Consider the following 20,629-nt stretch of genomic DNA (forward strand, 5'->3'; position numbering starts at 1 on the left):
CTCCTAACGAATGAGCGGCCCTCGAGTGAAGGCCGCCAAGCCTTGATTACTTACAATGAACCGTGGAACGTCCGGTTGATGACGTCGATTTGTTGTTCGCGCGTCAACTTGATGAAGTTGACCGCATAGCCAGAGACGCGGATGGTGAGCTGTGGATATTCTTCCGGATGCTCCATCGCATCGAGCAACGTTTCACGGTTGAAGACGTTGACGTTCAAGTGATGTCCTTTATGCTCGCCGCCCATATAGCCGTCAAGAAGTGCCGCTAAGTTGAGTTCACGAGCTACTTCTTCTTTGCCTAGTGCTTTCGGTACGATTGAGAACGTGTATGAGATCCCGTCTTGCGCATGCTCGAACGGAAGTTTCGCGACTGATGAGAGCGATGCGGCAGCACCTTTCGTATCGCGGCCATGCATCGGGTTCGCACCTGGGGCGAACGGTTCGCCGGCACGGCGTCCGTCCGGTGTGTTGCCTGTTTTCTTGCCGTAGACGACGTTTGATGTGATCGTCAAGACTGATTGCGTATGGAGCGCGTCGCGGTATGTTTTATGCTTACGCACTTTTTCCATAAACGACTCAACGAGTTCGACGGCGATTGAATCGACACGGTCATCGTTGTTTCCGAATTTAGGGAAGTCGCCTTCTGTCTCGAAGTCGACAGCAATGCCTTGCTCGTTTCGGACCGGTTTCACGGTCGCATATTTGATGGCTGACAGACTATCTGCTGTGACCGAGAGACCGGCGATTCCGCATGCCATCGTCCGTAAGATTTCTGGGTCATGAAGTGCCATCTCGATCCGTTCATACGCATATTTATCGTGCATGAAGTGGATGACGTTGAGCGTGTTGACGTAGAGCTCGGCGAGCCAATCGAGCGTCCGGTCGAAGTCGGCATACACTTTGTCGTACGTGAGCACGTTTTCGGTGTTCATCTCCCAAACCGGTGCGATTTGGTCGCCGCTCTTCTCATCGCGGCCTCCGTTCATGCTGTAAAGGAGTGCTTTTGCCATGTTGGCGCGGGCACCGAAGAACTGCATCTGTTTCCCAATCTTCATCGGTGACACACAGCAGGCGATGCCGTAGTCGTCGCCAAACTCTGGAAGCATGAGGTCGTCGTTCTCATATTGGATCGCAGACGTCTCAATCGACATCTTCGCGCAATATTGTTTAAATCCTTCTGGCAATTTCGTCGACCAAAGCACCGTCAAGTTCGGTTCTGGTGCTGGCCCGAGGTTTGAGAGTGAATGCAAGAAGCGGAATGAGCTCTTCGTCACGTTCGAGCGACCATCCTCACTCATCCCACCGATTGACTCGGTCACCCACGTTGGGTCCCCCGAGAACAATTCGTTGTAGTCAGGAGTGCGCAAGAATTTGACGATCCGGAGCTTCATGATGAAGTGGTCGACGATTTCTTGAACGTCTGACTCGGTCAAACGACCTGCTTCGATATCACGTTCTGCGTAAACATCGAGGAATGTCGAGACACGTCCAAGTGACATCGCGGCGCCGTTCTGTTCTTTGACGGCTGCGAGATATGCAAGATATACCCATTGGTACGCCTCTTGTGTATTTTCCGCCGGACGGCCGAGGTCAAACCCGTACGCCGCACCGAGTTGTTTCAACTCTTGGAGGGCACGGAGCTGCTCAGACATTTCTTCCCGTGTCCGAATATCTGACTCTGATAAGAAACCGCCACGGTTCGCCAAGTCTTTTTTACGTTCTGCAATCAAGAAGTCTAACCCGTACAAGGCAACACGACGGTAGTCGCCGATAATCCGTCCCCGGCCGTAAGCGTCAGGAAGACCTGTGATGATCCCTGACTTCCGCGCCGCCCGCATCTCAGGTGTGTACGCATCGAAGACACCTTGGTTATGCGTTTTGCGAATTTCCGAATAAATCTTTGTGATTTCAGGGTTCGGCTCGAAACCGTATGACTCAAGGGCAGCGTCGACCATCCGGATCCCGCCGTTCGGATGAATCGAACGTTTGAACGGCTCGTCCGTTTGAACACCGACCACTTTCTCGAGCTCTTTGTTTAAGTATCCCGGTCCGTGCGACACGATTGTCGATGGGTTGTTTTGATCGACCGCCCAAACACCACCGCGTTCCCGCTCTTCTTTCGTCAATTCCATCACTTGTGCCCAAAGACGGTTCGTCGCATCGGTCGGTCCGACGAGGAAACGATCGTCCCCTGTGTATTCGTGTCGGTTCAAACGGATAAACTCACCGACGTTCACTTCGTTCGTCCACTGCCCAGGTACAAATCCTGACCAGGCTGATTTAATTTCGGTTGCCATTGTGGGTCACTCCTCATAGTTGAGATAACTGCGTGCTTTCTATAAGTTGAGTGTACGTGAAAACGTGAACATTTTGTTTTACGTTCTTGTGAAAGTTGTAACAATCTAATGAACGTTGGCATACAGCCGTTTTTGTAAGCGCTTTAAATACTGTTATAATGCAAACACCCTTCCTTATGAAACAGATAAGTCTTGTTACGGCAGGATTCAACTCATTTCTGTATCATTTCAGATGGGATGTGACGATTTATACAGTTTTCGTAGTGATGTACCTCACACCTCGGGGATAGAACTTGAATTTTTGCCTTATATCGGACACAATGAAGGCAGAACATTGTAGAAGAGGAAGGGGTTCTTCCCATGACGTACGAATTATTGACAGCCGCTCACGATTTAAAGACCGGTGACCGCATCTCTCTTAAAGTAGAGGAAAACGGTGAACAACGTGACGGATTCATCACAGAATTTGAAGACGCAGGTTTTTGGATTCGGTTTGACGACGACATCGAAAACGAGGATTTCATCGACTACCGCGATAACTTGCTCGTTGCTCTCATCTCGCGCCCGATTGACGTGGCAGCGACGTATCCAGAGCTCGCTTCATACGAACGGTTGACGAAAGAATTGCAGTATCGTGTGTATCAAGGCTTCACCGTCGAAGGCGTCGAGGCGTCGGCTGACCAAATCGATGTGCACATCAAACTCATCGAGGACGGACAGACGTTCACACAGACACTCCGTTCTTCATTCGACCAAGATACTGAACATGTTCGCTATATCTAAGACAGGGAGCGCTTAAGCTTCCTTTGTTTTTGCCCCACGATAAGGAGAATTGATATGAACTTTACAAAACCATTTATTAACGAAGCCTGGGATCGCCTTGGCTTTACTGAACCAATGCCGGTCCAAGCCGAAGCCTTCCCGCTTCTTCTTGACGGAAAAGACGTCACGATCGAAGCGCCGACAGGTACCGGGAAGACGCTTGCTTACTTATTACCCGCCATCGAAAAAATCGATGCGTCGAACGACCGCATCCAAGTCGTCATCGTCGCGCCGACGCGTGAACTCGTCATGCAGATTCAAACGGTCGCGCAACGCTTCACCGAGAAAGGTGACGTCCGCATCGCTTCGTTCATCGGTGGCGTCGAGTTGAAACGTCAAATCGACCGGTTGAAGAAAAAACCACATTTGATCGTCGGGACACCGGGCCGACTCGTCGAACTCATTGAGAAGAAAAAGTTGAAACTTCACGAGACGCATACGATCGTCCTCGACGAAGCCGATCAAATCATCGATAGCGGTTTGACAGAATCTGCCGAACGGATCATCAAACATACGGCGCATGAACATCAAATCGCCCTCGTCTCGGCGACACTCACAGACACGCTTCAAGCATGGGCTGCCCCATTCTTGAACGAACCGGCCCACGTGAAAATCGAGCGGGCGGTAAGCGCACAAGTCACCTATGGCTACATGTTGACGACGCGCCGGTATAAACCAGAGTTGCTCCGCCGCCTGTCTCACGTCGACAACGTCAAAGCGCTCGCGTTCATCAACAACCGGTCGTTCTTGCCACCGTTGAAAGGTGAGCTCGACAAGATGAAAGTGAACTATCGCATGCTCGACAGCTTGAAAGGAAAGCGCGAACGTGTCGAAACACTTCGTGAGTTCCGGAAGGGTGACTACCCGCTCCTCATCACGACTGGCCTCGCAGCCCGTGGTCTCGATATCGAGGAAGTGACGCACGTCGTCCACTTCGACTTGCCAGAATCAATCGATGACTTTATTCACCGCTCAGGCCGGACAGCACGCGGAAACGCGGCTGGGACGGTTCTCTCGCTCGTGACAGATGAGGATTTGACCCATTTGAAATCATTCGCCCGTCAACTCGGCGTTGAATTGAAAGAACTCGAGATTTACCGTGGCGACGTCATCGAGAAGCGAATCGAGGATAAACCGCCGGTCGTCAAGCGTCCTGCGAATAAACGAGGACCACGCCGATGAAAAAAGACCGGAAAGTAATTCCATTCCCTTTGCTCGTAGAAGAGTCCGAATTGCTGGCCGAGCTGAAAAAAATGTATGAGCAGGCCGCGCTCGCGCGCAGCACGCAATGGACGAACTATATACAAGAGATCGCCTCGGAAGGCACGTGGCACTTGAAAGACGCGGAGTTGTTCCGCGACTTGTTCATCGATTGGGCCGTCTTCTTCGAGACGGACGAAGACGGGATGACGCCGCATGGTCGGTACTTGGCGGATCACAAAACCGAGATGTCCCCCGCCCTCTATCACGCGCTTCGGGGCTTGGCGGTCCCGCGCTGCTCGGTCTTCGAAGTGACCGAGGACGGTTTACGCGATTGGGAGACGAAAGAAATCTACAAAGTGACGCTTCCGGAGGCTCGTGAACCGGGCGATGTGATGCTCGGCAAACTGCTCGATATCCGCGGCAACTGGCGGTTCGGATCGGCGTTCCTCGCCCTCCCGGCGAAGATGGCCGGTAACGTATCGGACCTGTATATCGATTTCACCGACGAGGTCGGTCCAGGTGCGTTCCTCGACCAGTTCCCGGAGTTCTGTGCGGAACTGATCGACATGTTGCTTGATTTAGAAGAAGGGATTATCATCCCGAAACCATCAAAATAAGCGAGAGGCGGGCGCCTCTCGCTTATTTTTTATTCCACGTAATATTCTGTGTTGGTCACCAATGCTTTCGCCTCGTCGTTCGTCGCTTTTACCGTGGCGCTCGAGATGGCTTTTCCATCTCGATAGACGTCGATGACGGCCCCGTCTTTCGTCGGGCGCGCGTGATACAGGTGGTCACCGACGTATGACGTCGTGCCGACCGAACCATCGATGACTTGACGCGTCGATTGCTTCCCGGTCTTCAAATCGACGACCAGTTCGGTCCCGTCTTCCTGCAAGGCGATCAATCGATCCTCATAGACGGTCGCATTCCACATGTCTCCGTCCGGCGTCAATTCAATCACTTGCTTCGTATCCACATCGTATGCGTAAACCCCAATTTTGTCCTGCTCGCTAACATATGATTCTCCTCCTTCGGTGACGGTCGTCTGTTCGGTCATGCCAACCGGGATGAATCGATTGTCAGCGGCAATCGTCGCCATATAAGGACGAAATGCCCAGGAAGTTCCTCTTACAGTCGAAATCGCCTCGTCTCCTAGCTCCAAGCTTTCCATCGTGATCTGTTTCGCATCTTCATCGAACCTGGCGATTTTCGTTTCTGATTTTGTCCCGTATCCGTTGCGATAGATGACGTGTATGTCACCTTCATGGACAAACAGACCCGCCCAAAGGCCATTCATGATTTCCGTCGAACCGTTGACGTCTTTCCCGAAAACGTGTTTGGTCACGTCCTGTCCGTCAAAACGGAACACTGCAATCTCTTTGTTGCCATTCTGTCCGACCCCGATATAGCCGTCAGGCGTCCGGATCGACTGCACGAACGTCAGACCAGAGAGCTGTCGATAAAATCCGCGCACGGACGCATCGACCTCGTCGTCATACGCCAACGCCTGTTCGATGTAACTCGAATTGGTCGTCACACGACTTCCATCGGTCGTCAACTCGAAACGTTCATTGCCGCCTTCCTCTGTCTGGTAATAGACGCTCACCGTCTGCTCTTCCCAAATCTCCGGATTCGACGTGACGGCCAACTCCCACTCGGCTTTCGTCTCCCGCATATCGACAGCAAACGTCCCGAGGCCAATGACGACAACCGCGCCGAGCGCGGCCACATTCCACATTCGTTTCATACGTTCCACCTCACACACTTAGTTTCTTCGTCAAATAGCGACGACCAATCCATATCGTCGCTATCATCCATGCCACTAACCCGATGCCGATCACAAGCATCAACTCGTCCATGAACAACCGGTTTTCTAGAAAATAGAATGCCAACATAGGAACGAGAAGCAGCGTCCCGAGCATGACGAGCGCAAGGATCGGCGCCCATAACGTCCGTTGCCATAGACTCCGTTCTATCAACACGAACGCAAAGATGAACAAGATGACGAGCACAATCAGCACTTGATGAATTAGAAAATTGACGAATGAGGCGGGATACATGACGGAGAGCGCCCCATCGAAGCGAATCGCCTGTTCGAACGTACCGCTCACGGGAACCATCTGGGAATCGAACCAGCCGGTGAACGCTATGTATTGAAGTTTGAGCGCAATCCATTGGACCGATAAGAGGCCGAGCACCATCAACATCATCGTCGCGAGCTTCGCTCCGAAGACGAGCATCCGTTGTTGCGGCATGAGCAATAGGCGCATCATGAACGTCCCGCTTCCTTGGAAGTCGCGGTACCAAATCCAAAAACTATAGAGCAACATCGCGGCGACGGCCACGCCGATCGACAAGATGAAAGGCGTCCCGCCGATATAATTTCCGAACGCCATGACATAATCCGGCGTTCCGGTACGACGCATCTCTTCATACATGTTCGTCTCGCTCCACAGGAAGAAACCGAGCCAGGCAAACTGGGTGACGACGAGTAGCGTGATCAAGATGAGATACGGTTTCGTCATCCGCTCGACTTCCCATCCGAGTAGTTTCAATAGATTCATGCGCCGTACTCCTCTCTCATGACATCGACAATCGACTTCCCATGAATGAAGCGGACGTCCTCGACGTCGAACTCGCGGACGATCCGCCCGCGATTCAACATGACGGCCTTGTCGACCAAATATTCGATATCGTCAATCTCGTGCGTCGTAATCAAGACGCCGCGGTCTTGCATGATGTCACTCGAGAACAACTCGACGATCTGTTCTTTCGAGAACACGTCGATGCCCGAGAACGGTTCGTCGAGCAATATATAATCCGGGTCTTGGGCAATGCCGAGCGTCAAATTCACTTTCGCGAGCGTCCCTTTCGATAACTCGTTCAACTTGTCTTCCGGAAACAGCTTGAACTCGTCGACGAGACGGGCGAACAATTTCGGGTCGAACGTCGGATAAAAGTCGCGCATGAATACCTCGCACTGCTCAATCGTGAAGTGGATCGGGAACGTCGAGTGGTCCGGCACGAACGCGACGCGATTCAAATCGATCGGTTTGCCGTCGACGAGCACCGTACCTTGGTCGAACGGCGTCAGTCCCATGATACCTTTTAAAATTGTCGATTTCCCGGTACCGTTCAAACCGATCAGACACGTGATTTCCCCTTTTTGGGCCGTGAACGACACGTCTTCGATGACTTGTTTTTTGCGGTAACGTTTCTTAACTCCCAGTACTTCGATCATCGAGATTCCCCTCCCCGTATTGCCGTTTGATTTTATCGACGAGCTCATCCATCGTGACGTCGAGTTCTTGAATCGATTCGACGAAGACGACGACCGCCTCATCGACGAGTTCCGTCCGGATGCGTTTCAATACATGGTCATCGGTCGTCACGCGGCTCGGACGGTTCCGTTCGGTCGTAATCAATTGTTGTTCCTCCATTTCCTTGAACGCCTTTTGGACGGTGTTCGGATTGATTTTCAGTTCGGTCGCGAGCTCGCGTCGCGACGGCATCTCTTCGCCCGCCTGCAGTTCACCAAGCGCCATCTTCTTTTTGAAGTAATCGACGACTTGAATGTAAACCGGGGCTCTCGTGTTGAATTGTATGATCATGTTGTCACCTCTCTAAGTGTATGATGCGACTAATACACTATCTAACTGTATTATCACCATAGTACACTAACGGAGTCAACAGTTTTTTCCAAAACAAAAACGCATCCCCTATAAATGGATGCGTCAACTGGATTGAACGATGTGATTGGCTTTGGCTTTCGGGTTGACCGTCTTCAAATAATGCACTTCTCCGGGCCAGTACCGGCGCTCGTACTTGGCAATCCGCTCCGACAACTCGCCGATATACGTATCCCGATTCAAGACCCGTTCATACCGGACCTCCCGCGGACAGTCGAGATAGACGACGTAGTCAAAATAAGGGCGCCACTCGTCCCGCAATAAGAAAATTCCTTCGATCAAGACAAGTGCGTTCGGAGCAATCTCGATCGTTCGCATGACGATTTCGTCCCGGTCGCGCGCATAGTACGGTAACGTCAGCGTTGTCTCCCCTTGCCGCAACGGTTCGAACAACGTCTGGACAAGTAAGTCGACGTCCCATTGGAGCGCATAATATTCCATCGCTTCCGATTGTCCCGTCCCGTAACGCCGATGCCGCTCGACGATAAAATCATCGATATGTAGCATCATTTCCTTCGGTGAGGTCCCGCGCAGTTGATCAACAAGCGTCGTCTTCCCAGCTCCGCTCAATCCGTCGATGGCGACGATGAACGGCCGGCCTTGCGGATACTTGGCGTGTTCTCGACGAATGATTTCCCGTAAAGTGTCCATCCCCTCATCCCCTTCCTACAAAAAAAGTCAGCCCTAAACTACAGGGCTGACTTCAGTTTACCAGAGCACCCAGCCTTTCGCTCCCGGTGGCGCACTCTCAATCAAGTGCCAAATCGGGACCGTATAAGCGAACGCAATCAAGACGAACGTGACGGTGATCCATAGTTTCCAGTTTTCAAAGAAACGAGGCGTCTCCATCGCTGCCTCTTCCGTCTCAGCGAGCGGGAATTCTTCCTCCCCTTTCGGCGCGAGGAACGACAAGTTGAACATTGAGTAAACGAAGATGAGGACCGAGATCAAGAGGATCGTCCCGCCAATCGCCATGGCGATGTGGTATGGAATCCATTCGCGCGTAAGCGCATCCGAGAAGTACGTTGCCGGTCCGGTCCGACGCGGGTTGCCTTGGAGTCCTGAGATGTGCATTGCGTAAGACATGATTGACATCCCAAACGCCCACGTTCCCGTTTGAATCAATCCGAGTCGGTTCATTTTTTTCGTGAGTGTACGACCGCGCAATACCGGTACGAGCCAATATGCCGTTCCGAAGAACGTCAAGGCGACGGCCGTCCCGACTGTGATATGGAAGTGACCTGTGACCCAAAGTGTGTTGTGGACCATCGCGTTCAATTGGTGCGATGCGTTGATGATCCCGCCGGCTCCGGCTGGAATGAAGAACAACATGCCGACGAACGGCGCGAGGAAACGGACATCCCCATATGGCATTTTCTTGACCCAACCGAATAACCCGCGGGCACCGAGTGCGCGACCACGCAGCTCGAACGTCGCAAACAGCGAGAACGCCGTCATAAACGACGGGATAACGACGAGGAACGTCAAGATGACTTGAACGAACTTCCAGAACGGCTCAATCCCCGGCTCTGTCAACTGGTGGTGGAAACCGACCGGGAACGAGAACAAGAGGAACAATAGGAACGCCATCCGGGCGAGCGCATCCGAGAAGATTTTCCCGCCGATGACTTTCGGCACGACCGTATACCAGACGATATAGGCCGGCATGAGCCAGAAATAGACGAGGGGGTGACCGAAGTACCAGAACAACGTCCGTGATAACTCAATCCCGACCGTATCTTTCCATCCGAGCGAGAGCGGCAGCAGCTGGAACAGAATCGTTCCGGCCACACCGAGCGTCGCGATGACCCACAATAGCATCGTCATGACACTCATATACGCCGGAAGCGGCGGGTGAATACCTGGGTTCTCCCGTTTGTAGTCCGCATACATCCGGAACATGGCGAACGCAGACAACCATGTGCCGACGACGAACAAGACGAGGCCGATATAGAAGATCGGGTCGGCCATGAGTGGCGCGTAAAACGTATACAACACAGTCGCTTTATTGGCGAGCACCATGATCGTGACGAGCACGGCACCGGCGATGATCATCCAAAATCCGAGCCACGCGACCCGGGTCGGGAACGACTCAAAACGTCCGAACGACTTAGCGAGGAGCGCGTAAAGAAGACCGATGATGAACATTGTCGTGAAGACGAGACCGAGCATGATGCCGTGCGCGGTCAAGAGTTGATAATAACCGAACACTTCCGGGATGACGCCCGTTCGGATGAGCGTCTGCATGAGTCCTGCCAAACCGCCGATTAAGACGGCGAGGACCGAAATGACGACATGGGCATAGGCGAGGCGCGCTTCTTTAACACCGATACTTGGTACCGGTACGCCGCGTTCCATTTCCCACTGTTTTAATTTTGAGGCTACGTCATTCATTTAGTCCACCACCTTAATTTTTGTCGACATCATGTGATGTCCGGTTCCACAGTATTCGTTACATAGAATCAAGAATTCGCCTGCTTCTTCGAACGTATACGTGAGCGAGTTGATGTGACCTGGCACGACCATCATATTGACCGGTGTCCCTGTCAATTGGAACCCGTGGACGACGTCCGGTGACGTGACGAGAAACGTGACTTTCGCCCCTTTTGGGATTTCCACATTGCCCGGTGTGAATGTGAACGCTTGGGCGACCATGACGAGCTCATACTCGTTGTCACCGATTTTATGAAGCCCTGGTTTGTCGAACGGTGCAGTTTGATGCACTTTTGCCGGGTCGATCAAATCGGCGTCCGAAGCCGGCTGATTCCCTGCCGCAAACGCAGAGATACCGAGCACTGTCAAAAAGACGCCTAATAGAATAATGCCGAATACTAACCAATACTTCTCAAGTTTATGAATATGCATCGTGCTTCCCTCCTCTTGCTCGTTATCGTGTCACAAATAAGTAAAAGACCGACGACCACATGGCAATGATGACGCCAGCGACAATCATGACCGATGTGAACGTGCCTTTTAAGTTCGGTTCTTGTCCATCGTTTTTCTCCACGTGAAGGACCCCTTTCCCTTTGATTTCCACTTTCATTGTATGAAAAGGGGCACTGATTAATATGTGACATTTGTCACTTCAAAAGTGACAATCACATCAAATTTGCGTAGTTTCCACACATAAAGTTCACATTTGGAAAAAAGGCATACAAAAAGGCGATTGCTCCGACATCAGTCGGTCCAATCACCTGTTCATGTTCTCATGTTGTGACGCCGCACGTTTTTCAATGCTTATGAACGGCAAGTCAAAGCCGACAAATACCGGCGGGACAGCCTTCGCAGTAACATAGCTCTTTTAGGAAATCGATGTCATGCAACACCATCGATGTCGGAGTCGTCGTTAACACGCCTTCTTTCCGCCACTGGTTCATCATTCGATTGACCGTTTCGCGAGGTGCACCGATCAATTGTCCGAGTTCGCCGTCAGACGGATGTCTCGGAACTGTGACCCCCTCTGTCTCCTCTACGCCGTGCATTGCCGCCATGCGAAGCAACGTCGAGGCGAGCGCCCCTGGCTTCCCATACAGCAACAAGTCACGCAACTTCATCTCGGACTGTTTACGCATCATCGAAGTCCAACGCAATACCTCCGTAGCCAGCTGCGCGTCTTGACGCACGAGCTCGTCCATCTCTTGTTTTGAAATCCAGCCGATGACACTGTCCTCGGTCGTCTCGATACTATAGGAGCTCGGGAATACCTCGTCGATGTCGAACTCTCCAAAGAAGTCGTCAGCGCCGTATATGAACATGATGAGCGAACTCCCTTTTTTCGTCAGTTTCGTGAATTTGACGGTACCGCTCTTCAAATAAAAGAACTTACTGCATCTTTCGCCTTCCCAACAAACGATACTCGCTTTTGAATATTCTTGAAACGTCATCATCTCGAATAAGAGCTGTTTCGTCTCTTCTGAGAAGACGAAGCTGTTCGGTTGGGTCGTCCCACATTTCATAGTCATGTTGTCTGCTCCCTCCACTGGTCTCATGCCTAATCTGGCCTCGTGCGTGATATATGGTTTTATTATACAGGAGGGCAATGGGCATTTTCATAAAAGTATGTGACATTTCAAACAATCTTCTTATTTTTTCGTTCACAAAAAAAAGACTGCAGGCTCTCTGCAGTCTAATCCAATCATCGGTAGACGAGTCGAATCAACTTCTCGGCTCCTTTGAAGTTCGGATAACGAACCGGCAAATCAAATTTCGTCGTATTGCGTAAAATCGATTTGGCATGGCTGAACGTCTCAAAGCTGTAGCGACCATGATACGAGCCCATTCCGCTCTCACCGACGCCACCGAACGGCAGGTTCGGGTTCGTCAAATGCATAAGAACATCATTGACACAACCTCCGCCAAACGTGAGATACTTCATCACCTTCTGCTCCACCTCTTTCGTCTCAGTGAACAAATAGAGCGCGAGCGGGTGTGGGCGCGCTGCAACGAAATCAATCACTTCATCGAGTTGACGATACGTGAGTACCGGTAGAATCGGCCCAAAAATCTCATCCTTCATAACGTTTGCGTCTTCTTCGATGTCCGTCAATACAGTCGGAGCGATCTTCAATTGATCTCGGTCGGTCTGACCTCCGAAAAATACGTCGCCTTCCGTCAAATATCCGGTCAAACGGTCGAAATGTGTCTCATTGACGATTCGTGTGAACCGCTTCGTCCCGACGCCATTCCCGAACATCGTGAACGCTTCACGTTTAATGGCTTCGAGGAATACCTCTCGTTTCGATTCATGGACGAGGACATAGTCTGGAGCGACGCACGTTTGCCCGGCGTTCATCCATTTGCCCCAAGCGATCCGTTTCGCCGCAATCTCGATATTGGCATCGTCATGGACGATGGCCGGCGATTTCCCGCCGAGCTCAAGCGTGACCGGCGTCAAATGTTTCGCCGCCGCCTCCATGACAATTTTTCCGACCGGTGTCGACCCAGTGAAGAAGATATGGTCCCACTTCTTTGCGAGCAGTTCCGTCGCCACGTCTTTATCTCCTTCGACGCTGACGACGTAGCGGTCAGTGAACGCCCGTTCGAGCACTTTTGTGATTATTTGGGCGACGTTCGGTGTCAATTCCGAAGGCTTCACGACGGCCGTGTTCCCTGCGGCAATCGCTCCGATGAGCGGTGCCATCGCCAATTGAAACGGGTAGTTCCATGGAGCGATAATCAGTACCGTGCCATAAGGTTCATACATGACCTCACTTTTCGTCCCGAGATGAATCGAAGCACCGCGGACTCGCTTCGGGCGCATCCAACGTTTCAACTCACGAGTCGTCCGTGTAATCTCATCGTAGACGAAACCAATTTCCGTCGTGAACGCGTCGAGTTCCGATTTGTTCAAATCCTGCTCCAACGCTTGGAGAATTTCGGCCTCATGATGTTTGATCGATTCTTTTAAAAACGTCAGCATACTGAGACGGAATGCGAGCGATTTGGTCGCTTGGGTCCGATAGAAACGACGTTGTTTACGGATGAGCTCTTCGATGGTCAACTGTTCGATTGGTGCGAGCATAAATCTGCCTCCCTTAGATGATAGCGCTAGCTTCATCTTATCATTTTCTCTTGGCCATCGACCATTTTGAACCTTCGCTCTGCACACTCTCGGTCTGCCTTATCTCACGGGCACGTTCCGCTTTTTCGCTTGTTGCATCATGACGAGAACCAACCCGGCGGCGAGCAAGATGCCTCCGGTCACCGTGAATTTTTGCGTCAACGTGATGGAAAGCCAGCCTAAAAAAGCCGAGCCCGTTACCGTCCCGAGCGAGAAGAAGGCATAAAAATATCCGTAGGATTTGCCACGGTTGGCATGGTTGGTGGCTTTGATCAACATCGTGTTGATGGCTGGGAACAAGATCGCGAAACCGACACCGTACAAGGCGAGCACCCCGTATAAGAGACTAGATGTCTCGGCACGGCCAATCAACAGTTGGCTCACACCAAGAATGCCGACACCGAGTGCCGCAAGTTTCGCTGGTTCGATTTGATCGAACAAACGGTTCGTCGGTAACACAAATACGAGCACCGCCATGATTCCGAACGTACTAAGCAGTGTCCCGCTCAAGCGGGAGTCATAGCCGAGCGACTGTACATAAAGTGGTAGCAAGAACGCGATCGCACCTTGCGAGAACATTAAAAGGAAGGCACCGATATACGCCTTCACGACGTCACGTTCAAGCCGTGATTTCCCTTCCTCTTGACGGCTCGATGTTCCGAGCGACAGTTTCGACGGACGTAAAAAGACGAGTGCGAGTAATGCGACCATCGCCCCATAAAACGCGACGTATGTGAAAACGACGGGGACGGTCGTTCGACTCGCCATGATCCCACTGAACGCCGGCCCGATGATGGCCGCCAACCCGACAAAACTGCCGGTCAATGCCACTTTCTTCCCTTGACGGTTCGCTGCGGTCAAATTGGCAGACAACGTGAACGCGGCCGGTACGATCAAGCCGGCGACGAACCCGTGCACGACGCGGACGATGAGAAGCGTCGTCGATGTGTCGACGAGATGGTATGACAATAGACTGAGGCTCGATAGCCCGAGACCGACGAATAAGATGACGATCGGACCGATCCGGTCAGTCCAGATTCCCGATAAAATGTTGCCGAACGTGTTCGACAATGAATAAATGGCAATGACGAGTCCGGCGATGAACGGTGTCGCACCGACCGATGTCGCGAACGTGCTCATGACTGGAAGCTGGGCAAAAAGATCAAAGAAAGCAAAAAAGACGATACTATAAATGACAAAGGCAGATGCTTTGTTCATAGTCACAACTCCTTGGTACAGCCCGATTTTCGAACTGTTCGTTTCAGCTTCAGTCTAGCTTGCCGGTTTCACTTTGTATACACGGGAAGGCGCACGGACACAAAAATGCCCTACAAACCAGTGGCTTGTAGGGCATTTGCATCAGTTCGTGACTTCGACCGCTGTATCGAGTGCGACACGGATCATCTCGTCAAACGTCGTTTGACGTTCTTCGGATGTCGTCTCTTCTCCTGTCAACAAGTGGTCTGAGATCGTAAGGATCGTCAACGCGTTCACTTTATGTTTCGCAGCGAGTGTGTAGAGTCCTGCCGCCTCCATCTCGATGGCGAGGCAACCGAAGTCGGCCCACTTCTTGAAATGGTGGAAATCATCTTGATAGAATTGGTCGGCTGTGAAGATTTGACCGACTTTGACCGGGATGCCGGCCTTTTCAGCGTTCATATAAGCGCGATGTAGGAGGTCGAACGTCGCTGTCGGTGCATAGTCCATCCCGTTGAAGCGCACACGGTTTTGACCCATCTCACTCGATGCGCTCATCGCGATGACGACGTCACGTACTTTAACGTCTTCTTGAATCCCACCGGCCGTACCGACACGGATCAAGTTTTTCGCGCCGTATGACATGATCAATTCGTTCACGTAAATCGACATCGATGGAACGCCCATTCCTGTCCCTTGAACCGAAATGCGTTTCCCTTTATATGTTCCTGTGAAGCCATACATCCCGCGGACCTCGTTATATAACTCGACGTCCTCAAGGAACGTTTCCGCGATATATTTCGCGCGAAGCGGATCTCCCGGTAACAATACCGTTTCTGCGATTTGTCCTGGTTCTGCCCCAATGTGTACACTCATGATTAAATTCCTCCTTCAAGATAGTCGGTGACACTGCTCCCGATATTCATTCGGCGTGATGCCAACCTGTTTTTTAAAGACTTTCCGGAAATATTTATCATCCGAAAAGCCGACCGCTTGGGCGACTTCATAAATACGTTGTCCACTCGTCTCAAGGAGACGTTTCGCCTCGAGCATCCGGATCGACAGCAAATATTCGGATAAGTTGACGCCGTACTGTTGTTTGAAGCGACGCGATATGTATTCGCGGCTCAAGTAAAAGCGCTCGCTCATCCCTTGTAAGCTGAGTTCTTCCGCATAATGGCGCTCGATGAACGCACCAATCTGTAGAATCGGATCCGCTTCATCAGGCGTGACGTCAGCAAGAGCGCGTGCAAGCGTCTCATTCAAGACGTCCGGGTCGATCGGCTTCAACAAGTAATCAAAACTACCGAGCTGAATCGCACGCCGCATGTACGAATATTCGTCATAACCGGTCAATACGATTAGCTTGGTCGCCTCAGCTTCCTTATGAACCCATTCCATCAGCTCGATGCCGTTACAACGAGGCATCTGCAGGTCCGATAAAATCAGTGCCGGCCGTTCCTTGGCGATGATTCGTTTCGCTTCTTCCCCGTCCTGCGCCTCGATCACTTTCGTGACGCCGAGCTGTTCCCACTCCCCGAGCAGTTTCACCGCTTCCCGTACCGGCGACTCATCGTCCACGATCAACACTTTCGTCATGACGCATCCGCCTCCTTTACGGCCGGGAAACGCATGACAATACGAAATCCGCCTGTCTCTGGTGTAGCCAACATAAACTGAGCCTCCCGATTATAGTTTAACATGAGTCGATCCCGAATGTTCTTTAAACCGGTGCCTTCTGCCCCATTCAAAGGTTGGGTCGACTTCTCAATCCGTTCTTTTAACAACGCTAGCTCTTCGTCCGAGATATCACGTCCGCTATTCTCACATCGAATCACGAGATCTGGCCCTGCTTGGTGAATCCGGACCGAGAAGTGGTTCGCTGCTGTCGCACCGTCGCGCTCAAATCCATGCTTAAAGAAGTTCTCGGCGAGCGGCTGCAAAATCATCTTCGGCACGGTCAAATCGAGGAGCGTCTCCGGAACGTCGACCTTGATCTCGAATTGATCCGGGAACCGGACTTGCTGCAGCCGAATGTAAGACGTGAGGTGGTCGACTTCTCGCCTAAGCGTCACCATCGATTCGTCCGGATGCATCGTGTAACGCATCATCGACGAGAGTTGGGTAATCAGACGGTACACCGTCTTACCGTCCCCTTTCAACGCGAGCGTCCCAATCGACTGCAAGGCGTTGAATAAAAAATGTGGGTTCGTCTGGGCTTGGAGCGCTCTCAGTTCATTCGTCCGATTTTCGAGCGCTAGACGATATTCTCGTTGAATCAAATCGTCAATGCGTTCGATCATCCGTTTGAATTGCCGTCCGAGCACACCGAACTCATCATTTCCGAGGGAATCGAACGAGACCGTCATATCCCCTTGTTCGATGCGCCATATATTCGATGTCAGTGTCTTGATCGGGGTCGTCAAGCGCATCGAAGCGTAGGTCGCACCGATCAACGCCAATACGAGCGACACCATCCCAACAACGAAGATGATGAACGATGTCCGCGATGCCGGTTCGGTCAACAGACGATCTGGAATCGATTTCCCGACGTAAAACGTCTGGTTCTCAAACTCGAACGCTTTGACAATGCGGTGATGCTTTCCATCGCTCGACAACGAGTTCGTCGACACGTTTTGCGGGATTTCACCGTCACCGAGTTGCGCGAACATTTGATTACCGCCTCCGATGAACCAGAGGCTCTCAGTCGGGTTGTTCTGTAACGAGGCGAGCTGACCGATGAAGACGTCTTCCGGGATATCAATGGAAAGAATCGCGAGCGGCTGGTCCGTCTCAATCTTATCGAGCCGAAAATGAAGCGTGACGACCTCTTCTTCCGAGACGAGCGGACCGAAATCATGATACGGCACGAGCGGATGCGAGGCCTCGAGCAGGACGCGACTCTCTTCATCCTTCAACAACTGCTGTTGAATCGCACTCGGTTGCTGTTTCGAACGCGGGGACACTTTCATTTTATAAGCGGCGAACGAGTCCATGTCTTCGAGCATGAGCAGTTGAATCTGGGCCACATCCTCGCGGGACAAGTACATTCCGAGGAGCGCCCGTCTCACTTCCAATTCGGTCTGCTGAAGGGATAGCCCCGGCCCATACTCGAGAATATCGAGCACGTCCCGGTTCGCATATAGACTTGTCGGCAGGCGGCTCAAGTCCGAGATATATCGCTCCATTTGCAGCGTCCCACGCTCAAGCGACCATTCGGTGAGCTGGAGCCCCCGCTCTCGCTCCCTATCTTTGACGTACCAAAAAGAAATGACCGTCGCCAAAATGACGGGAACGATAATCGTCAAGGCGATCATTCCCGTCAGCTTCGTCCGAATGCTCATCCGCGCATCGCCTCCTCGCTATCATTATATCACGGTCCATGCAAGCGTTTGCAACAGCTGTTATTAAAAAGGTTTATGGCCACACGCATGGCCATAAACCTCTCTGTTCACTCGTACGATTGAATCAATTCGATGATTCCTGTTGGTTGACCGGAGTCGGCAACGAGTTCAGCCGGGGTCATCCCGTCCTCGTTCTCAAGGGACACGTCGGCACCGCTCTCGAGCAACAGCTCGACCGTGTCGATGTCCGCGCCTTCCCCGTATAACAAGTTATGGAGCGGCGTATCGCCATACAGGTCTTGCGTGTTGACGTCAGCACCGTCCGCCAGCAATGCCGCGAACTCTTCGTACGATGCATCGTTATAGGCAAGTTCTTGAATCGGCTCTTCTGCCATGGCATCAAGCGAGCCGAACCCTTCTGAGAAGCCAGTCAATCCGTCGCTCGTGAACAACCAGGCGACAATGGCCACATTGACAATGACGCTCAATACAATCGTCCCGATAATCGACCCTTTGACATACCCTGCCGTCTTGAAGACCGGAACGTTCGTCTCACCGGCGTTCGTCGCGATGGCCGCAATCCGTTTCGGGAGCGGCGGATGCGTCGATAACAGCTCGCTCAACTTGGCGATAAATCCGTTCTCACGGCTCGCTTCGTACAAGTAGTCAAACTCGCTCACTTCTTTTGCCAACTTCCCACCGATCGCAAGAATCGTGAGGGCACGTTTCGATGCGGCTTGGTCTTGAATGTAATGGGCGGCCATGCGGTCACACGTAAATTCACAGGCGCGCGAATAGGCAGACCCTAAAAACGGGATCCAGCCGCCGAGCATCATGGCCCACTGTTTTTGAACGTGATTACGGCGAATGTGTGCCAGTTCATGCGCAATGACAAACTCGACTTCTTTCGTGTACCCATCACGTGACAACTCGACGATATCCGAATACAAGATGACCATGTTCTTTTGGAAGAAACGTGTCGCGAAAGCGTTCAAGACGCCCCCGGCTTGAAGAATGTAGACGTCCGGGAGTAGGCGAATCCCCATCTCTTGCCCGACACGCTGATACGTATGATGCAAGTCGGCGAATTGACGCTCTGTCACTTTGACGCCGTTCGTGCGAATATATCCGATTTGAAGCCAGTGCGTGAATAGAGACAGTGCTAAAATCGTTCCGATTATCCATAAGAAAATGCCGAGAGAGGCGATTGTGAAGACGATTCCTAACACCACCGTCAACACGCTGGCCGCGACGAGCAGTCCAAAATACAGCTTTTCGTTCTTATGTACCAATTGCGATTGTTTCATGTAAAATTCCCCTTCATTTTCCATATGAAGTCCATTATACCTGATAATTGGATATCGACAACAAAAAAAAAGAATAGAAACTGACACGGGTGTCAGTTTCTATTCGAGGGTCAAGCGATACAGCTGATCATCCTCATTGCTCGGATTTCCGCGTCCATCCGTATTGTTCGTGATGAAGTAGAGCTCTCCGTCTCCTAACCAGACATCACGGATACGCCCTTTGTCCTCGACGAGCGGGGTGACCTCTTTTGTCTCTCGGTCGATGGCAACAAGGCGATTCCCCCGAAGCGTCGCCATGTATACGTAACGGTCGTCCGCCGCGATTCCCGAAGGGGCCCACGATGTCTCCCCGACTTCGAACCATGGTGTCTCGAGACCATCTTGTTCCTGGTCTGCCTCGATGAGCGGCCAGCCATAGTTGTTTCCCCGCTCGAGAATGTTCACTTCATCGTGACCGGACGCCCCATGTTCACTCGCATAGAGCGTGTCGCCAACTTTCGTCAAACCTTGGGGATTGCGGTGGCCCGACGAATAAATCCAATCGGTCGGCTCGCCTGTTCCGGATAAGGACACCCGTAACACTTTTCCGGCAATCGACGTCTCATCTTGAGCGAGATCCGGAACGAGGGCGTCTCCCGTGGTGACCCAAAGTGCGTCGCCATCGAGCAATAAGCGGCCGCCGTTGTGGAACTGGGCGCCTGGGATGTCATCGAGCACGACAGCCGTCTCTTCAAAGCGCTCCCCGTCCCACGTCAATTCGACGACCCGGTTTCGTACGTCCCCAGGTGTCCCGTACGTATGATAGGCGTACACTTGTCGGGATGTCGTGAAATCTGTCGTCAAGGCCAGGCCGAGTAAACCACCCTCGCCGATTTCGAGCACATCTTCTTCGAGGACGACCGGTTGTCGATCGAGATTCCCGTCCGCATCGATGACGGCGATTGTGCCACCTCGTTCCGAGATAAGCCATCCTTCGTCGGTCCTTACCATCGACCACGGTACGTCCAATTGCTTAACGACAGACTCGCTCGCACCGAATGTCAGCGAATCGTCTGCTTCCGATGTTGGTGCATCGCCTGGTGTATCTTCCGCAGGTGTTTCTTCGGTCGACTCTTCGCCCGGAGTCTCTTTTGGCGCCGGTGCGTCAGCAGGTTCCGATGCACAACCTGCTAATACGGCAAGAGATAACACAAGGATCCATCGTTTCAAC

General features: G+C 52.1%; 20 protein-coding genes. 3 read left to right on the forward strand and 17 right to left on the reverse strand.

Going from position 1 to position 20,629, the window contains the following annotated elements; translation table 11 throughout:
- Nucleotides 1-50: 50 nt before the first annotated feature.
- Nucleotides 51-2,297 (reverse strand): formate C-acetyltransferase, encoded by a 2,247-nt coding sequence (gene pflB, locus FED52_RS11450; RefSeq protein ID WP_138859940.1) that lies wholly within the window; start codon nt 2,295-2,297, stop codon nt 51-53.
- Nucleotides 2,298-2,657: 360 nt separating this feature from the next.
- Between pflB and FED52_RS11455 the strand changes: the two genes are divergently transcribed.
- From FED52_RS11455 to FED52_RS11465, 3 genes are read left to right on the forward strand one after another with little or no spacing between them, the layout of a single operon-like run.
- Complete coding sequence (locus FED52_RS11455) at nt 2,658-3,080, forward strand: hypothetical protein (RefSeq protein WP_034781118.1); 423 nt, start codon at nt 2,658-2,660, stop codon at nt 3,078-3,080.
- A gap of 54 nt (nt 3,081-3,134) precedes the next feature.
- A complete protein-coding gene (locus FED52_RS11460; RefSeq protein WP_034781120.1) occupies nt 3,135-4,301 on the forward strand; it encodes a DEAD/DEAH box helicase in 1,167 nt (388 codons plus the stop codon).
- Entirely contained in the window at nt 4,298-4,939 is a 642-nt protein-coding gene (locus FED52_RS11465; RefSeq protein ID WP_138859941.1) for a hypothetical protein, read from the forward strand. The genes FED52_RS11460 and FED52_RS11465 overlap by 4 nt, the downstream gene beginning before the upstream one ends.
- A 29-nt stretch (nt 4,940-4,968) precedes the next feature.
- Here FED52_RS11465 and FED52_RS11470 read toward each other — a convergent pair whose 3' ends face one another.
- From FED52_RS11470 to FED52_RS11545, 16 genes are all read right to left on the reverse strand, one after another.
- Nucleotides 4,969-6,069, reverse strand: coding sequence for a hypothetical protein (locus FED52_RS11470; protein WP_138859942.1), 1,101 nt, complete (start codon nt 6,067-6,069; stop codon nt 4,969-4,971).
- 10 nt (nt 6,070-6,079) lie between these two features.
- Entirely contained in the window at nt 6,080-6,886 is an 807-nt protein-coding gene (locus FED52_RS11475; protein ID WP_138859943.1) for a hypothetical protein, read from the reverse strand.
- Complete coding sequence (locus tag FED52_RS11480) at nt 6,883-7,563, reverse strand: ATP-binding cassette domain-containing protein (RefSeq protein WP_138859944.1); 681 nt, start codon at nt 7,561-7,563, stop codon at nt 6,883-6,885. The genes FED52_RS11475 and FED52_RS11480 overlap by 4 nt, the downstream gene beginning before the upstream one ends.
- The gene (locus FED52_RS11485; RefSeq protein WP_138859945.1) at nt 7,541-7,933 is read right to left on the reverse strand and encodes a GntR family transcriptional regulator; all 393 of its coding nucleotides are present in this window, start codon (nt 7,931-7,933) and stop codon (nt 7,541-7,543) included. Before FED52_RS11485 ends, FED52_RS11480 begins: the two co-directional genes overlap by 23 nt.
- 123 nt (nt 7,934-8,056) lie before the next feature.
- Nucleotides 8,057-8,662 (reverse strand): kinase, encoded by a 606-nt coding sequence (locus FED52_RS11490; protein ID WP_138859946.1) that lies wholly within the window; start codon nt 8,660-8,662, stop codon nt 8,057-8,059.
- Between the two features lie 57 nt (nt 8,663-8,719).
- Nucleotides 8,720-10,405 carry a b(o/a)3-type cytochrome-c oxidase subunit 1 gene (locus FED52_RS11495; protein WP_034781132.1) on the reverse strand — a complete coding sequence of 562 codons (1,686 nt, stop codon included), beginning with the start codon at nt 10,403-10,405 and terminating at the stop codon, nt 8,720-8,722.
- Entirely contained in the window at nt 10,406-10,876 is a 471-nt protein-coding gene (locus FED52_RS11500; RefSeq protein ID WP_034781134.1) for a cytochrome c oxidase subunit II, read from the reverse strand. It abuts the gene before it with no gap.
- Between the two features lie 22 nt (nt 10,877-10,898).
- A complete protein-coding gene (locus FED52_RS11505) occupies nt 10,899-11,018 on the reverse strand; it encodes a cytochrome c oxidase subunit 2A (RefSeq protein ID WP_232819585.1) in 120 nt (39 codons plus the stop codon).
- Between the two features lie 244 nt (nt 11,019-11,262).
- Nucleotides 11,263-11,973 carry a Crp/Fnr family transcriptional regulator gene (locus FED52_RS11510; RefSeq protein WP_138859947.1) on the reverse strand — a complete coding sequence of 237 codons (711 nt, stop codon included), beginning with the start codon at nt 11,971-11,973 and terminating at the stop codon, nt 11,263-11,265.
- Nucleotides 11,974-12,146: 173 nt separating this feature from the next.
- Nucleotides 12,147-13,532, reverse strand: a complete 1,386-nt coding sequence (locus FED52_RS11515; protein WP_138859948.1) for an aldehyde dehydrogenase — start codon at nt 13,530-13,532, stop codon at nt 12,147-12,149.
- Nucleotides 13,533-13,631: 99 nt separating this feature from the next.
- Nucleotides 13,632-14,789 (reverse strand): MFS transporter, encoded by a 1,158-nt coding sequence (locus FED52_RS11520; protein WP_138859949.1) that lies wholly within the window; start codon nt 14,787-14,789, stop codon nt 13,632-13,634.
- Between the two features lie 141 nt (nt 14,790-14,930).
- Nucleotides 14,931-15,644, reverse strand: coding sequence for a purine-nucleoside phosphorylase (gene deoD / locus FED52_RS11525; RefSeq protein ID WP_034781140.1), 714 nt, complete (start codon nt 15,642-15,644; stop codon nt 14,931-14,933).
- Nucleotides 15,645-15,659: 15 nt separating this feature from the next.
- Nucleotides 15,660-16,367 carry a response regulator transcription factor gene (locus FED52_RS11530; protein ID WP_138859950.1) on the reverse strand — a complete coding sequence of 236 codons (708 nt, stop codon included), beginning with the start codon at nt 16,365-16,367 and terminating at the stop codon, nt 15,660-15,662.
- Nucleotides 16,364-18,112 (reverse strand): sensor histidine kinase, encoded by a 1,749-nt coding sequence (locus FED52_RS11535; protein ID WP_138859951.1) that lies wholly within the window; start codon nt 18,110-18,112, stop codon nt 16,364-16,366. The genes FED52_RS11530 and FED52_RS11535 overlap by 4 nt, the downstream gene beginning before the upstream one ends.
- 107 nt (nt 18,113-18,219) lie before the next feature.
- Entirely contained in the window at nt 18,220-19,419 is a 1,200-nt protein-coding gene (locus FED52_RS11540) for a M48 family metallopeptidase (protein ID WP_167491839.1), read from the reverse strand.
- A gap of 99 nt (nt 19,420-19,518) precedes the next feature.
- Nucleotides 19,519-20,628: a PQQ-dependent sugar dehydrogenase gene (locus FED52_RS11545; RefSeq protein ID WP_240731263.1), complete on the reverse strand. Its 1,110-nt coding sequence runs from the start codon at nt 20,626-20,628 to the stop codon at nt 19,519-19,521.
- Nucleotide 20,629: the final 1 nt, after the last annotated feature.

It is taken from the genome of Exiguobacterium mexicanum (genome assembly GCF_005960665.1).
Lineage (GTDB): Bacteria > Bacillota > Bacilli > Exiguobacteriales > Exiguobacteriaceae > Exiguobacterium > Exiguobacterium mexicanum_A.